This is a genomic window from Arthrobacter celericrescens (assembly GCF_003614925.1).
GTDB lineage: Bacteria > Actinomycetota > Actinomycetes > Actinomycetales > Micrococcaceae > Arthrobacter > Arthrobacter celericrescens.
In genome coordinates, this window is record NZ_QYLP01000092.1 from 18388 (window position 1) to 34118 (window position 15731).

At 67.1% G+C, this 15731-nt stretch carries 14 protein-coding genes and 1 tRNA gene; 11 read left to right on the plus strand and 4 right to left on the minus strand.

Going from position 1 to position 15731, the window contains the following annotated elements; genetic code table 11:
- Positions 1–6 precede the first annotated feature (6 nt).
- The 11 genes from D3654_RS16435 (at position 7) to D3654_RS16485 (ending at position 11633) form a co-directional block, all read left to right on the plus strand.
- Complete coding sequence (locus D3654_RS16435) at positions 7–1152, plus strand: adenosine deaminase (protein WP_120522538.1); 1146 nt, start codon at positions 7–9, stop codon at positions 1150–1152.
- 106 nt (positions 1153–1258) lie between these two features.
- Positions 1259–1873 carry a MazG nucleotide pyrophosphohydrolase domain-containing protein gene (locus D3654_RS16440; RefSeq protein WP_120522566.1) on the plus strand — a complete coding sequence of 205 codons (615 nt, stop codon included), beginning with the start codon at positions 1259–1261 and terminating at the stop codon, positions 1871–1873.
- A gap of 120 nt (positions 1874–1993) precedes the next feature.
- Positions 1994–3274, plus strand: a complete 1281-nt coding sequence (gene eno / locus D3654_RS16445; protein WP_120522539.1) for a phosphopyruvate hydratase — start codon at positions 1994–1996, stop codon at positions 3272–3274.
- 158 nt (positions 3275–3432) lie between these two features.
- Entirely contained in the window at positions 3433–4170 is a 738-nt protein-coding gene (locus D3654_RS16450) for an FtsB family cell division protein (protein WP_120522540.1), read from the plus strand.
- A gap of 105 nt (positions 4171–4275) precedes the next feature.
- Positions 4276–4932 carry a DUF501 domain-containing protein gene (locus D3654_RS16455; protein WP_245413288.1) on the plus strand — a complete coding sequence of 219 codons (657 nt, stop codon included), beginning with the start codon at positions 4276–4278 and terminating at the stop codon, positions 4930–4932.
- A complete protein-coding gene (locus D3654_RS16460) occupies positions 4929–5888 on the plus strand; it encodes a Ppx/GppA phosphatase family protein (RefSeq protein ID WP_120522542.1) in 960 nt (319 codons plus the stop codon). Before D3654_RS16455 ends, D3654_RS16460 begins: the two co-directional genes overlap by 4 nt.
- The gene (locus D3654_RS16465) at positions 5888–7300 is read left to right on the plus strand and encodes a S8 family serine peptidase (RefSeq protein ID WP_245413289.1); all 1413 of its coding nucleotides are present in this window, start codon (positions 5888–5890) and stop codon (positions 7298–7300) included. Before D3654_RS16460 ends, D3654_RS16465 begins: the two co-directional genes overlap by 1 nt.
- A 72-nt stretch (positions 7301–7372) precedes the next feature.
- A complete protein-coding gene (locus D3654_RS16470) occupies positions 7373–8833 on the plus strand; it encodes an NAD(P)/FAD-dependent oxidoreductase (RefSeq protein WP_120522543.1) in 1461 nt (486 codons plus the stop codon).
- Between the two features lie 154 nt (positions 8834–8987).
- On the plus strand, positions 8988–9923 hold the full coding sequence (locus D3654_RS16475; protein WP_120522544.1) for an N-acetyltransferase: 936 nt from the start codon (positions 8988–8990) through the stop codon (positions 9921–9923).
- Positions 9924–9977: 54 nt separating this feature from the next.
- A tRNA-Leu gene (locus D3654_RS16480) sits at positions 9978–10051 on the plus strand.
- A gap of 229 nt (positions 10052–10280) precedes the next feature.
- On the plus strand, positions 10281–11633 hold the full coding sequence (locus D3654_RS16485) for an ABC transporter substrate-binding protein (RefSeq protein ID WP_120522545.1): 1353 nt from the start codon (positions 10281–10283) through the stop codon (positions 11631–11633).
- An 85-nt stretch (positions 11634–11718) separates the two neighbouring features.
- Here D3654_RS16485 and D3654_RS16490 read toward each other — a convergent pair whose 3' ends face one another.
- The 4 genes from D3654_RS16490 to D3654_RS16505 are packed head-to-tail and all read right to left on the minus strand — an operon-like array spanning position 11719 to position 15721.
- Positions 11719–12504: an ABC transporter ATP-binding protein gene (locus D3654_RS16490; protein ID WP_120522546.1), complete on the minus strand. Its 786-nt coding sequence runs from the start codon at positions 12502–12504 to the stop codon at positions 11719–11721.
- On the minus strand, positions 12501–13490 hold the full coding sequence (locus D3654_RS16495; RefSeq protein WP_120522547.1) for an ABC transporter ATP-binding protein: 990 nt from the start codon (positions 13488–13490) through the stop codon (positions 12501–12503). The genes D3654_RS16490 and D3654_RS16495 overlap by 4 nt, the downstream gene beginning before the upstream one ends.
- Entirely contained in the window at positions 13487–14458 is a 972-nt protein-coding gene (locus tag D3654_RS16500; protein ID WP_120522548.1) for a branched-chain amino acid ABC transporter permease, read from the minus strand. The genes D3654_RS16495 and D3654_RS16500 overlap by 4 nt, the downstream gene beginning before the upstream one ends.
- A 9-nt stretch (positions 14459–14467) precedes the next feature.
- Positions 14468–15721, minus strand: coding sequence for a branched-chain amino acid ABC transporter permease (locus D3654_RS16505; protein WP_425359428.1), 1254 nt, complete (start codon positions 15719–15721; stop codon positions 14468–14470).
- Positions 15722–15731 lie beyond the last annotated feature (10 nt).

Sequence of the window (15731 nt, forward strand, 5' to 3'; positions counted from 1 at the left end):
TATCCAGTGACTGAACCCATTGTTGATGCCGCCACTGCCCTCGACTTCGATCTGAAGAGCCTGCCCAAGGTTTCCCTTCACGACCACCTGGACGGCGGGCTGCGCCCGGCCACCATCATTGAACTCGCCGAAGCCGTCGGCCACACCCTGCCGTCCACGGATCCCGTGGCCTTGGGCGAATGGTTCCGCGAGTCCGCGGATTCCGGCTCGCTGGTCCGTTACCTTGAGACCTTCGACCACACCATCGCCGTGATGCAGACCAAGGACGCCCTGGTGCGCGTCGCCAAGGAATTCGTCGAGGACCTCGCGGACGACGGCGTCGTCTACGGTGAGGTGCGCTGGGCGCCTGAGCAGCACCTCCGGAAGGGCCTCACCTTGGACGAGGTTGTCGACGCTGTCCAGGAAGGCATCGAAGCCGGCGTGGAAGCCGTGGCCGCACGCGGCGGCGACATCCAGGTGGGCCAGCTCATCACCGCCATGCGCCACGCGGACCGCAGCCAGGAAATCGCCGAACTCGCCGTCCGCCACCGCGAAAACGGTGCCGTGGGCTTCGACATCGCCGGGGCTGAGGACGGCTTCCCGCCGTCGCGCTTCAAGGATGCCTTCACCTACCTCGCCGAGCAGCACTTCCCGGCCACCGTGCACGCCGGCGAAGCCGCCGGCCTGGACAGCATCCGTTCCGCGCTCGTGGACGGCCGCGCCCTGCGCCTGGGCCACGGCGTGCGGATCGCCGAGGACATTTCCGTTGAGTTCGAGGTGGACCCCGCGAACGACGGCGAAGAGGCCGTTGGCATGGTGACCCTCGGCGAGGTGGCGGCCTGGGTCCGTGACCGCGGCATCGCCCTGGAGATCTGCCCCTCTTCCAACCTGCAGACCGGCGCCATCGCGGAGTTCGGCGAGGGCATCGAGAGCCACCCGATCGACATGCTGTACCAGCTGGGCTTCAACGTCACGGTCAACACCGACAACCGGCTGATGAGCGGCGTGACCCTCACCAACGAGTTCGAACTGCTGGTGGAAACCTTCGACTACGACCTCGACGACCTGCTGGAGCTCACCCTCAACGCAGCCGAGGCCTCCTTCCTGTCCCTGGACGAGAAGGAAGCGCTCGTGGAATACATCAACGACGCCTACGCCAACCTTGCCGGCTGACCATCCGGCATCCGGCGCACGCGGCTCCTCCGGTGGTCCCGCCTCCGGGGGAGCCGTGTCCCGTCTCGTGGAGGTGATCGCGGCCCTGCGCGAGCACTGCCCCTGGATGGGCGCCCTCACCCACGAATCGCTCGTGGAGTACCTGATCGAGGAAGCCTACGAAGTGGTGGACTCGATCGAGGCCGGCAAGGAGGAGGAACTCGCCGGCGAACTGGGCGACGTCCTGCTCCAGGTGGTGCTGCACGCCCGGCTCGCCGAGGAGAACGGCCGCTTCGACTTCGACGATGTCGCCCGCGCCATCACTGCGAAAATGGTCCGCCGCAACCCGCACGTGTTCCGGCCCGACGGTACCCTGCAGGATTCCTTCCCGGCCACGGTCGAGGAAATCGAGCAGAAATGGGACGCCGTCAAGAAGGCCGAAAAGCCCGGCCGAAGCGATCCCTTCGAAGGCATCCCGCCGCACCTGCCGGCCCTCGCGCTCGCGCAGAAGTCACTCGACCGGGCCGAACGGGCCGACAGGGCAGGCCGGACAGAACCAGCAGGCCGCGCCGGGACGCCCGATCCCGCCGTCGTTTCCGTCCCGGTCCACGCGACGGAAGCCGAACTCGGCGACTACCTGCTCGCCGTCGCCGCCGCGGCCCGGGAGCAGGGATTCGACGCCGAACGCGCCCTGCGCGGGGCCGTGCGCCGGTACCAGGGCCGCGGGGAGGACACCCCATGAAGTGCCTTCCAGGAAACCGTTCCGTAACCTTGGCCACTCTCGACTAGGCTAGTGCCGACGAGGACGTCGAGACTTTCCCTCTAGATTCCCAGTAAATCGCTTCACCATAAGGAGCAATCCATGGCGCTTATCGATGCCATCCACGCCCGCGAGATCCTTGACTCCCGCGGAAACCCGACCGTAGAAGTAGAGGTCCTGCTCTCCGACGGCCAGATCGGCCGCGCTGCAGTTCCCTCCGGTGCTTCCACCGGTGAGCACGAGGCAGTCGAACTGCGTGACGGCGACAAGGGCCGTTACCTCGGCAAGGGTGTCCAGAAGGCCGTCGACGCCGTAATCGACGAAATCTCCCCGGCCCTGATCGGCTTCGACGCCACCGACCAGCGCAGCATCGACCAGGCCATGATCGACCTGGACGGCACCCCGAACAAGGGCAAGCTTGGCGCCAACGCCATCCTCGGCGTCTCCCTGGCCGTGGCCAACGCCGCCGCCGCCTCCGCCGACCTGCCGCTGTACAAGTACCTGGGCGGCCCGAACGCCCACGTCCTGCCGGTTCCGCTGATGAACATCCTCAACGGTGGCTCCCACGCCGACTCCGATGTCGACATCCAGGAATTCATGATCGCCCCGATCGGTGCCGAGACCTTCTCCGAGGGCCTGCGCTGGGGCGTCGAGGTCTACCACAACCTCAAGTCCGTGCTGAACGAAAAGGGCCTGGCCACGGGCCTGGGCGACGAGGGCGGCTTTGCCCCGAACCTGCCCTCCAACCGCGCCGCCCTGGACCTGATCCAGGAAGCCATCACGAAGGCCGGCTACACCCCGGGCAAGGACATCGCCCTGGCCCTGGACGTTGCTTCCTCAGAGTTCTACAAGGACGGCGCATACCAGTTCGAAGGCAAGGCCCTCAGCTCCGCCGACATGAGCGCCTACTACGCCGAACTCGTCGCCGACTACCCGCTGGTTTCCATCGAGGACCCGCTGGACGAGAACGACTGGGAAGGCTGGAAGATCCTCACCGACACCATCGGTGACAAGGTCCAGCTGGTGGGCGACGACCTGTTCGTCACCAACCCGGAGCGCCTGCAGCAGGGCATCGACGCCGCAACGGCCAACTCCCTGCTGGTCAAGGTCAACCAGATCGGTTCCCTGACCGAAACCCTCGACGCCGTGTCCCTGGCACAGCGCAACGGTTACACCACCATCACCTCGCACCGCTCCGGCGAAACCGAGGACACCACCATCGCTGACATCGCCGTCGCCACCAACGCCGGCCAGATCAAGACCGGTGCCCCGGCCCGCTCCGAGCGCGTTGCCAAGTACAACCAGCTGCTGCGCATCGAAGAGGAACTCGACGACGCCGCACGCTACGCCGGCCGCAGCGCATTCCCGCGTTTCAAGGGCTAGCATCCGCGAAAACGGCTGACCGGTGGCTATGGTGGAAAGACCATGGCCACCGGTTCCGTTTAACGGAACACCCCTCATCCGGACGGCCGTGCGAGCGTAGAACCCAGCAAGCCGCCGGGCATGCCCCAAGCAGTACAGGCAAGCAGTACAGGAGTGTCATGGCAACCCGCCGTCCCAAGGTTCCCCGGGCTGACGCCCTCGGCCGGCCCCAGCAGAAGGCCGACGGCGGCGACGTCATCCGGGCGGATTTCGGCGAGTCCCGCAAAATCACCTCCGCCCCGGCTCCGGACGCCCCGGCGTCGCCAGCCGCCAGCGAACCGGCAACCAAGGGCGCCGCGGCAAGCAAAACCCCGGCAAAGGGCGCAACCGAAAAGCCAAACAGGGCCGCGACCACAAAGCCAAAGGGGCCGGCGCCGAAAGCCACCCCGGCCAAGGCTGCGCCGCAGCCGGTGATCGCCACCACGGGCGGCAAGGCCGGCGGCGCCACCGGGGGAGGGGACGATCCGGTCCCGGCGAAGGCCTTCTCGGGACGCATGCTGGCGCTTGCGGTCGTCATGGTCGCCATCACCATCCTGCTCGCCCCCACGGTGAAAATCTTCCTGGAGAAACGCGCCGAGATTTCCGCCCTGGAGGCCGAAATCGCGGGCAAACAGGCCGAGCAGGAAGACCTCAAAAAGCAGCTCTCGCGCTGGCAGGATCCCAACTACGTCAAACAGCAGGCGCGCGACCGCATTAACATGGTTATGCCGGGTGAAACGGGCTACTGGGTATTTGGTGCGGATGTTCCCGCCGGTACCCCCGGTGGCCGCACCGGTGATGGAGCGTCCGGAACCCCGGGAAACCTGCCCTGGGTGGATGGCCTGTGGGAGTCGATCCGACGCTCGGCAACAGACTAGACGCGGTGCCCGCCGCCGTCGTGCCCTGAGGGAACGGCAGAACAGGGCAGGAAGGTGGCAGCGCCAGTGCAAGAGAACATGGCCCCTGCGACGGAGGAATCCCGCATGCCCTCGGCACATGACCTGGACGTCCTGAGCCGCCAGCTCGGCCGGCCCGTGCGCGACGTGGTGGAAATCCCCGCCCGTTGCGTCTGCGGCAACCCCCTCGTGGCCGCAACGGCGCCCCGGCTGAGCAACGGCACCCCCTTCCCCACCACGTTCTACCTGACCCACCCGGTCATCACCTCCGCCGTGTCGCGGCTCGAAGCCGGCGGCACGATGAACGAGATGAACGACCGACTCGCCGCCGATTCCGGATTGGCCGCGGCCTACCGCGAAGCGCACGAGGCCTACCTGCGCGCCCGGGACGAGATCGCCGGCCGCGCGGGCACGGGCGACGTTCCGGAAATCGCCGGCGTCTCCGCCGGCGGCATGCCTACCCGCGTCAAGTGCCTCCACGTGCTGGTGGGGCACTCCCTGGCCGCGGGCCCGGGCGTCAATCCCTTGGGCGACGAGGCGCTGGACGCCATCGCCGAGTGGTGGACCAAGGACCGCTGCTACTGCGTCGGTGCCTGGGAGACCGAGGGCGAGGCGCCCTCCAAGGACCTCAGCCGCCACGGACCGCAGGGCCTGCCCGGCATCGTCGGCCGCCCCGCACCTGTCCGGAAGTCCCAGGACTCGCAGGCCACGGAAGCACAGACCACGGAAGAAGGCACCGCATGAAGCGCGTAGCTGCGATTGACTGCGGCACCAACTCCATCCGCCTGCTCATTGCCGATGTGAACGGGACCGACGTGAACGGGGCCGGCGGCGCCCCGCTGAGCGACATCGTGCGCGAAATGCGCGTGGTGCGGCTCGGCCAGGGTGTGGACGCCACCGGCGAACTCGCCCCGGAGGCGCTGGAACGGACCTTCGACGCGAGCCGCGACTACGCCCGGCTGATCGAGGAGCACGGCGCCGGGGGAGTCCGCTTCGTCGCCACCTCCGCCAGCCGCGACGCCCGCAACCGGCAGGTCTTCGTGGATGGCATCCGCGAACTGTTCGGCGTGGAACCGGAAGTGGTTTCCGGTGATGAGGAGGCTGCCCTGTCCTTCGCCGGCGCCAGCAGCGTGCTGCCCTCGCGCGGCAAGGACCCGGTGCTCGTGGTGGACCTGGGCGGCGGCAGCACCGAGTTCGTGCTCGGCGACGCCGACGGCGTGATCGCCGCGAAGTCGGTCGACATCGGCTGCGTGCGCCTCACCGAGCGGCACCTGCGCAGCGACCCGCCCACCGCGGCGGAAATCGCCGCCGCGGAAGCCGACGTCGACGCCGCCATCGACCTCGCGGCCGGTACCGTTCCGCTGGAACGCAGCACCGCCGTCGTCGGGGTGGCCGGTTCCATCACCACCATCACGGCGCACGCGCTCGGCTTGGAACGCTACGAACCCAACCGGATCCACGGCGCAATCCTCAGCCTCGACCAGATCAGCAAGGCCGCCACGGAACTGCTGGAAATGACCCGCGAAGAACGAGCGAAGCTGCCGTACATGCACCCCGGACGGGTGGACGTCATCGGCGCCGGCGCGTTGGTCTGGCGGCGCATCCTGCAGCGGCTTGCGCAGTCCACCGCGGGGACCATCACCGGTGCCACCTCCAGCGAACACGACATCCTCGACGGCATTGCGCTGAGCATCAAGTAATGGGGGACCCGCTGATGACGCACCTTCCGAAGACCTCCGGATCCCGACGCCGCCGGCGGACCTTGCCTGCCACGCTGGCGGGCCTGCTTGCCTCCACAGGGCTCGCCGCGGTTTTGGCCGCCGGCGGCCTGGCCACGGCGCAGCCCGCCGCCGCCGACACCTGGCGCGACAAGGAGTATTGGCTGAAGGAATCCGGGATCTCCGAGGCTTGGAAGGAATCCAAGGGCGCCGGGGTGAAGGTCGCGGTCATCGACAGCGGCGTGGACGGCCGCCACCCGGACCTGAAGGGTGCGGTGGTCGACGGCACCGACGTGTCCGGCGCGGGCAACCCGGACGGGCAGAAGAGCATCGGCGCCAAGCCCGAACACGGCACCCTCGTGGCCACCATGCTCGCAGGCCGCGGCCACCAGAAAGCCGGCCCTTCGGCCTCGCCCACGTCCGGAACCAGCAGCGGGGGACCGGAAGGCATTATCGGGGTGGCGCCGGAAGCAGACATCCTCGCCGTCTCCACCTGGTTGGGTTCGGCGAACCCCGCCGGCAAGACCGACCAGGAGCAGATCCCGCTGGCCGTGCGCTGGGCCGTGGACCACGGTGCCAAGGTCATCAACATCTCCCTCGGCAGCACCTCCCCGGAGTGGCCGCAAAGCTGGGACGCAGCCTTCCTGTACGCCGAGCAGAAGGACGTGGTGATCGTCGCCGCCGCGGGCAACCGCATCGGCGGGAACGTGCAGGTCGGAGCGCCGGCCACGATCCCGGGCGTGCTGACGGTCGGCGGCCTCGACCGGGATGGCAACGCGAGCGTGGATTCGTCCTCGCAGGGAATCAGCATCGGGGTGGCAGCCCCCGCGGAGGAACTCGTCGGCGGCTTGCCGGGCGGGCGCTACGCCGAATGGGCAGGAACTTCAGGTGCCACGCCGATTGTCTCGGGCGTGGCCGCGCTGATCCGCTCCAAGTGGCCTGAGATGAGCGCCAAGCAAGTGATCAACAGGATCGTCAGCACCGCCAAGGACGCCGGAGTGAAAGGCAAGGACCCGATCTACGGCTTCGGCGTGCTGGACGCAAAGGCGGCCCTGGGCGCCACCGTCCCCGAGGCCAAGAGCAACCCGCTCGGTTCCATCAGCGACTGGATCCGGGTCCACCGGCGCGGCGACTTCAGCACCCCCACGCAGGAGCCCAGCCCCACGAAGAAGGCAAGCTCCAAACCCACCTTGAAGGACCCCACCGTCCCCGCGGCCAAGGCCCCGGCCGATGCCGGAACCGCGCTCCCCGGCGTCGTGGTGGTCGGCTTCGGGGCCGTGTTCATCGCCATCGTGGCGGGCGCCGGAATCCAGTTGCGCAGGGTCTACCAAAGGACGCCCGCAGAACCGGACACAGGCACCCTCGACGCAGTGGAGCCGGGCGCCAGGAAGTAGCCTCGAAGCCCCTCAGGGGAGCCCTCAAATGCAGTTAGTGAAGATTTTCACAAAGTGCGCTATTCTGGATTCATGGCACCCACCCCTGAGCTTATTGACCGTCCCCGTGTTCTCGTTGTCGGCGGCGGTTACGTCGGCCTCTACGTCGCACTCAAGTTGCAGAAGAAGATCGCGAACGCCGGCGGCATCGTCACCGTCGTCGATCCCCTGCCCTACATGACCTACCAGCCCTTCCTGCCGGAAGTTGCCGGCGGCAACATCGAGGCGCGCCACGCCGTCGTCTCCCACCGCCAGCACCTGAAGCAGACCGAGCTGATCCAGGGCCGCGTCACCAGCATCGACCACGCCAACCGCACCGCGGTTGTTGCCCCGGCCGACGGCGGCGCTCCGTTCGAGATCCCGTACTTCGACGTCGTCCTGGCTGCCGGTGCCATTACCCGCACCTTCCCGATCAAGGGCCTCGCTGACAAGGGCATCGGCCTGAAGACCATCGAGGAAGCCGTTGCACTGCGCAACAAGGTCCTCGAGCGCATCGAAGCCGCGTCCACCATGACCGACGCCGCAGAGCGAGCCAAGGCCCTGACCTTCGTGGTCGTCGGCGGCGGCTTCGCCGGCATCGAATGCATCACCGAAATGGAAGACCTCGCCCGCGCCGCGGTCAAGAACAACCCGCGCATCAAGCAGGAGGAAGTCCGCTTCATCCTGGTCGAGGCCATGGGACGCATCATGCCCGAGGTCACCGCACCGCAGGCCGAGTGGGTCGTCGAGCACCTGCGCAGCCGCGGCATCGAGGTGCTGCTAAACACCTCCCTCGACAACGCCGAGGGCACCCTGAAGCTGATCAACATGCCGGACAAGTCCCCGGCCGAGGAAGTCGCTGCCGACACCCTGGTGTGGGCCGCCGGTGTGCAGGCCAACCCGATGGTCCGCTCCACCGACTTCCCGCTGGAACCCCGCGGCCGCGTCAAGGTCCTCCCGGACCTGCGCATCGGCGGCGACGAAGGCATCGTCGAGAACGCCTGGGCTGCCGGCGACATCGCCGCCGTCCCGGACCTCACCGGCAAGGGCCTGCCGGACGGCACCTGCGTGCCGAACGCCCAGCACGCCCTGCGCCAGGCCAAGAAGCTCGCCAAGAACCTGTGGGCTTCCCGCTGGGACAAGCCGCTGGCGGACTACAAGCACAAGAACCTCGGTGCTGTGGCCGGCTTCGGTGAATGGAAGGGCGTTGCCAACATCAACCTCCTGGGCCGCATCGGCCTCAAGGGCGGCCTCGCCTGGCTGGCACACCGTGGCTACCACGGCCTGGCCATGCCCACGGTCGAGCGCAAGGTCCGCGTGATCTTCGGCTGGATCCTGGCCCTCTTCGCAGGCCGCGACACCACCCAGCTGATCGACCTGGACAACCCGCGCGGCGCCTTCGTGGCTGCTGCCACCCCGGCCCCCAAGCCCGCTGCCGCTCCGGCACCTGCGGCCCCGGCCGAGGACAAGGACAAGGACAAGGACAAGGCGCCGGTCACCGCCGACGCCAAGTAAATCCCCACCGCCTCCCTAACCTCGCCGGCGCTCGGCCAGGGAACCCGGGCGGCGTGGGCCCTGCAAACGCACCACGGCGGCCGTCTCCCCACACGGGGAGGCGGCCGCCGTCGTCGTATCTGCCGGGCACCTGCCCGGACATAGACTGTCTGCCATGGCAGGCGAAACTGATCTGACGGCCCTCCTCGCATCCATCCATCCGGTCCTCCGTGACGGTGACTATGTTTACGCGCTGTGGCCGCACGGCAAGCCCCTGGAAGGGAACGTCGAAGCTGCCGTCCGTGAAGCCGAGGGCCTCACGGTGGTGCTGCACCGCGACGAAGCCGAACGGCTGGGCCTCGCCTACGACTTCGTGGCCGCCTGGATCACCCTGCAGGTCCACTCCGCGCTGGAGGCAGTGGGCCTGACGGCGGCCGTCAGTGCCGCGCTGGGTGCGGCGGGGATCAGCTGCAATGTCCTGGCCGGCTTCCACCACGACCATCTCCTGGTTCCCACAGGCCAGGCGGCGCATGCAATGGAAGTCCTCGGCCTCCTGCAGCAGGGCCTGGTCCTGCGCAGCGAAGTCCCGGCGGACCGCGACGTGATCCTGGCCCTGACCGCATCGGCGTTTTCCATCAGCCCCGTCACCGGCCTCCCGGTTGAGGGCGAGCCTGCGGAAGTGGGGCTGCTGAAGGAACTGTTCGACTGCGAAGAATACCTCCCCGGGTTCAGCATCGTGGCCGAACTGGGCGGCGAGATCGTGGGCCACGTCATCAGCACCCGCGGCGCCGTGGACGGGCTCGCCTTCCTCGGGCTCGGGCCCATCAGTGTAGAGCCGCACCTGCAGCGGCGCGGGATCGGCTCGGCCCTGCTGCGCGAAACGGCCCGCCGCGCCGAAGCGGCTGGGGAGGCCGGCATCGCCCTGCTCGGCAGCACCGTGTACTACCCGCGCTTCGGCTATGTCCCGGCAGCCTCGGTGGGGATCGCGGCCCCGGACCCCGCCTGGGGCGGGCACTTCCAGGTGCTGCCGCTGTCCGGCATGCCCGACGGCGGCACGTCCGACGGCGGCAGGGGCACCTTCCGCTACGCGCCTCCTTTCGAACGGCTCTAGCAGGCGCCTTCCCCGGCGTCGGCGTTCCTGCTTTCGTATTAGGATTGTGCGGGCGCCCCAGTAGCCCAATTGGCAGAGGCAGCGGACTTAAAATCCGCAAAGTCAGGGTTCGAGTCCCTGCTGGGGCACAACCGCCGCGGCCCCGTTTTCCGCCGTCGCGCTGCACCGCGAATCCGCAAAATTCAGACACTACTCCCGCGCCCGGAACAGGATTCCCCACAGGCAACGAGTGTTATAGGGATGTGACCTGATTCACTTATCTTCCCGGTCCAATTGCACTAGTTTGAGTCGTATTCAGGACTACCTGATCTATCGCATCAAAGGCAGTTCGCACCTTTCGATCGAGGAGACAAACATATGTTTGACCTTTCCCACGCGGCTCCGCGTGCAGCCAAGCTCACAGTGCTTGGCATCGGCGTCGCGTTCCTGGCTACGGCCTGCGGTGGTTCGCCAGCGCCCAGCGCAACGTCGTCCAGCGCGCCGGCAGCCGGAGGTATCTCCTGCCCTGCACCGAGCGCAAGCGCGAGCGCAGGCAGCAGCGAAGCCCCCTCCACGGGGCCGGTACCGCCGTCGACCACCACTACCGATGTCCCGCTCAAGCTGGGCTCCCTGTTGCCGACGACCGGCAACCTGGCCTTCCTCGGCCCACCCGAAATCGCCGGTGTGAACCTCGCCGTCAAGGAAGTGAACGCCGCAGGCGGCGTGCTCGGCAAACCCGTCCAGGTGACCCACCGCGACTCCGGCGACACCAAGACGGACACCGCCACCCAATCGGCCACCGCGCTGCTGGCAGGCGGGGCGCAGGCCATCATCGGTGCCGCGTCCTCCTCCGTGTCGAAGACCGTGATCAACCAGATCACCGGCGCCGGCGTCATCCAGTTCTCGCCCGCCAACACCTCCCCGGACTTCACCACCTGGGACGACAAGGGCCTCTACTGGCGCAGCGCCCCGTCGGACGTCCTCCAGGGCAAGGTCCTCGGCAACTACATCGCCACCTGTGGTGCCCAGACCGTTGGCATGATCGTGCTTAACGACGCTTACGGAACCGGCCTGCAGAAGTACGTGAAGGAATCCTTCGAGGGTGCAGGCGGCAAGGTCGTCTCCGAGGAGCTGTACAACACGGGCGACTCCCAGTTCCAGGCCCAGGTGGACAAGGTGGTGGCAGCCAAGGCGGATGCGATCGTGCTGATCACGTTCGACGAAGCGAAGTCCATCATCCCGCTGCTGACAGCCAAGGGCATCCCCGGCAAGCAGCTGTTCTTGGTGGACGGCAACACCTCCGATTACAGCAAGGTCTTCAAGGCCGGCACCATGACAGGAGCCCACGGCACCTTCCCGGGTACCTTCACGAAGGACGAATTCAAGAAGTCGCTCCTGACGGTGGACCCGAAGCTGAAGGACTTCACCTACGGTGGCGAGTCCTATGACGCCGTGAACCTGATCGCGCTGGCCTCCGAGGCCGCCAAGAGCACCAAGGGCGTGGACATCGCCAAGAAGCTGAAGGAAGTTTCCGAAGGCGGCGACAAGTGCACCAACTACGCCTCCTGCGTGACGCTGCTTCGCGAAGGCAAGGACGTGGACTACGACGGCAAGTCCGGTCCCATCACCTTCTCCGACGCCGGCGACCCCACGGAAGCCTACATCGGCATCTACGAGTACAAGGATGACAACACCTTGAGCCCGGTCCAGGAAGAGTTCGGCAAGCTGTAAGCCGGCCCCTCCAAACACACAAGGAAAGCCCCGGAGCAAACGCTCCGGGGCTTTCCTTATGCCGTGTTTCGGCTGGCGACTGGCCTTACTGGCCCTCGCCTTCCACCGTGTCTGCGAGGGTGCCCAGGTACAGCTGGATGACCTTGGGGTCCTTCATGAGCTCCCTGCCGGTTCCCGTGTACGCGTCCTTGCCCTGGTCCAGGACGTAGCCGCGGTCGCAGATCTGCAGGCAGCGGCGCGCGTTCTGTTCCACCATGATCACGGACACGCCTGCCCGGTTGATCTCATGGACCCGTAGGAACGTCTCGTCCTGCTTGACGGGGGAGAGGCCTGCCGAGGGTTCGTCCAGCAGCAGCACGGCCGGGTCCATCATCAGGGCCCGCCCCATGGCCACCATCTGGCGTTCGCCGCCGGAGAGCGAGCCCGCGCGCTGGGCACGGCGCCGGCCGAGCTCCGGGAAGAGCTCCGTGACGAAGTCGAAGCGCTCGGCGAAAGCCTTGGGCCGCTGGAACAGGCCCATCTGCAGGTTCTCCTCGATGGTCAGCGCCGCGAACACGTTGTTGGTCTGCGGAACGAAGCCCAGGCCCTGGGAGACCAGCTTGTTGGCCTTGAGGCCGGTGAGGTCCTTGCCGTGCACCACCACCGAGCCCGAGTGCACCTTCACCAGGCCGAACATGGCCTTGAGCAGGGTCGACTTGCCGGCGCCGTTGGGTCCGATGATGCCGATCAGTTCGCCCTTGCGGGCTTCGATGCTGCACCCGTTGAGGATGTTGACGCCGGGCAGGTAGCCTGCCACCAGGTCCGTGACCTTGACGACGGCGTCCTCCGCGGGTGTGCTGCTAGCGGCCGGCATGGCGCTGGTGGCGCTCATTTGCCTTCCTCCTCTTCCAGGCGGGCTTCGACGACTTCCGGCGCGATGATGCCGGCGTCCTCGGTGCCCACGATCGATTCTTCGTCCGCTTCCAGTTCGGCCTCGAGTTCCCGGATGCCTTGCGCGTCGCCGAGGTCGACGTCGTGGTGGGCGCCCAGGTAGGCGTCAATCACGGCGGGGTCCTTCATGACTTCGCCGGGCGGGCCTTCGGCGACGATCCGGCCTTCGGCCATCACCACCACCCAGTCGGCGATGTGCCGCACCATGTTCATGTCGTGCTCGACGAACAGGACTGTCATGCCTTCGGCCTTGAGGTTCTTGATGTGGTCCAGGAGGGACTGGGTGAGCGCCGGGTTGACGCCGGCCATGGGTTCGTCCAGCATCACCAGCTTGGGCCGCACCATGAGGGAACGGGCCATCTCCAGCAGCTTGCGCTGGCCGCCGGACAGGGACGCCGCATAGTCGTCCTTCTTGGCATCCAGCTTGAACTTCTCCAGCAGCCCGTCGGCCTGTTTGGTGATTTCCCGCTCCCGGCCGCCCCAGATGTTCTTGAACAGGGCCCTGGACAGCCGTTCCCCGGGCTGGTTGGCCGCGCCGAGCCGCATGTTCTCCATGACGGTCAGCTTGCCCATCACCTTGGTCAGCTGGAACGTGCGCACCATGCCCATGCGCGCCACCTTGTAGGACGAGACACCGGCGATGTTGTTGCCTTCGAAGGTCCACGCCCCGGAATTGGGGGTGTCGAAACCGGTCAGCAGGTTGAACAGGGTGGTCTTGCCGGCGCCGTTCGGGCCGATCAGCGCGGTGATCTTGTGCCGCGGGATCTCGAGGTGTTCGACGTCGACGGCGCTGATGCCGCCGAAGTTCCGGGTGACGTTGTCCGCCACCACGATCGGGTCCCGCTTCTTGCAGCCCGGGAGGTTTTCGCCGACGGCGATTGCCCGGGAGTCTGTCATGTAGTCGATGTTGTCGTCTGCAGTGGTCATGCGAACGCCAGCTCCTTTTTGTTACCGAAGACGCCCTGCGGCCTGAAGACCATCAACAGCATCAGCGCGACGCCCACGAGGATGAAGCGCAGCTGGCCGGCCTGGACGATCGAGAGGAAGGTGATCGCTCCGGACTCGATGAGCCCGGCGAGGACGTTCTGGGTCAGGGACAGCACAACCCAGAAGATCATGGCCCCGACAATCGGGCCCAGCACCGTGGACATGCCGCCCAGGAGCAGGACCGTCCACAGGAAGAAGGTGAGTTCCGTTGCGTAGTTGGCCGGCTGCACCGATCCGCGGGGGAGGGTGAACAGGAGCCCGGCCAAGGCGCCGAGGATGCCGCCGATCACCAGGGCCTGCATCTTGTAGGCATAGACGTTCTTTCCCAGCGAGCGGACGGCGTTCTCGTCCTCGCGGATACCCTTGAGCACGCGGCCCCAGGGGCTGCGCATCAGCAGCCAGACGATCACCGCGCACAGGATCACGATGACCCAGCTGACGACCCGGACGTAGAACTCCCGGTTGCTCCACCCGAAGATGTAGGTCCCGGCCGGGAAGGGGTTGAAGGAATCGAATTCCCGCTGGAAGGAGGACAGGCCGTCCGCGGAGCCGGTGACCCGGAACAGGGTGTTGGTGGTGACGATGTACCGGATGATTTCCGCCGCGGCGATGGTGACGATGGCGAGGTAGTCAGCGCGCAGCCGCAGGGTGGGCACACCGAGCAGGAGCCCGAAGATCACTGCACAGAGCAAGGCGATCAGGAACCCGACCACGAACGGGACCTTGAAGGTGAGTGTCGAGATGGCGAAGCCGTAGGCGCCCACCGCCATGAAACCGGCCTGTCCGAAGTTCAGCAGGCCTGAGTAGCCGAAGTGCACGGCGAGGCCGAGCGCGGCAAGCGCGTAGGCCGCCGTCGTCGGGGTGACGATTTCGCCGAGCGCGAGAGAGAGGATGTTTCCGAAATCCATTGCTTGCTCCTAACCCACACGCTCACGCCGGCCGAGGATGCCCTGCGGACGGAAGAGAAGGACCACGATCATGACGACGAGCGCGCCGACGTACTTCAGGTCCGGTGGCAGCACGAGGCTGGTCAGTTCGATGAAGATGCCGACAACCAGTGACCCGACCAGGGCGCCGAACACGGTGCCGAGGCCGCCGAGGGTCACGCCGGCAAAGATGGCAAGCAGGATCTGCGTTCCCATGTCCCAGGTGACGCCGGGGCGGTAGTACGCCCAGAGGATGCCGCCCAGGGCGGCGAGGAACCCGCCGACGACCCAGACAATCCGGATGACGCGGTCGACGTCGATGCCCGAGGCGGCGGCCAGTGCCGGGTTGTCCGCCACCGCACGGGTGGCCTTGCCGAGCCGGGTCTTGAGCAGGAGCAGGCCCAGGGCTGCGATCACGACGGCGGCGATCAGCAGGGACCAGAGGGTATTCGGCGAGACCGAGATCGGCCCGAGCTGCACGTCCGTGACCTGCGAACCGGGTAGCTGCTGGGTATCGCCGCCGAAGAAGAACTGGAAAACGTACCGGGCAGCCAGGGCCAGGCCGATCGAGACGATCATCATCGGTACCAAGGCGGTGCCGCGGCGCCGCAGCGGACGCCAGAGCCCGGCGTCCTGGATATACCCGAAGGCTGCACCCACCACAAGGGCCAGCGCGATCGCCAGCCAGACGGGCAGCCCCCAGGCATTGAAGGCGAAGACGCCGAGGGCGCCGATGGTCACCATCTCGCCGTGGGCGAAGTTGGTCAGGCCGGTGGTTCCGAAGATCAGGGACAGGCCCACCGAGGCCAGGGCAAGGAGCATGCCGAAGCTCACCCCGGCCACGAGCCGGTTGAGCAGGTCCTGGCCGAAGTTCTGGCCCTGGACCACGATGCCCTTGCCGAAGGCGAAGATCACCGACAGGTTGGACGTCTGGCTGAAGGAGACGTCGCGCGGATTTTGCTGGCCCTCGGCGAGCTTGATGCCTTCGGGCAGGGTGGAGGTATCCAGTTCAACGGTGTAGGTGCCCTTGGACGGCACCGGTATGGTCCACGAGCCGTTGGCGCCCGATGTCGCCGTGCCTTCGAAATTGTTGCCTTTGGCGGTGATCCGGACTCCGGGGATCGGCGCGCGGGCGTCGTCGCGGAGGAAGCCGCTGATGCTGTTTTGAAAACCTTGTTGAGCGGGCGACGGCGAAGGCGAAGGGGTGACTGCCTGCGCGGCGGGTGCTGCCAGCAGTAGTGCCACGAGGATCGCG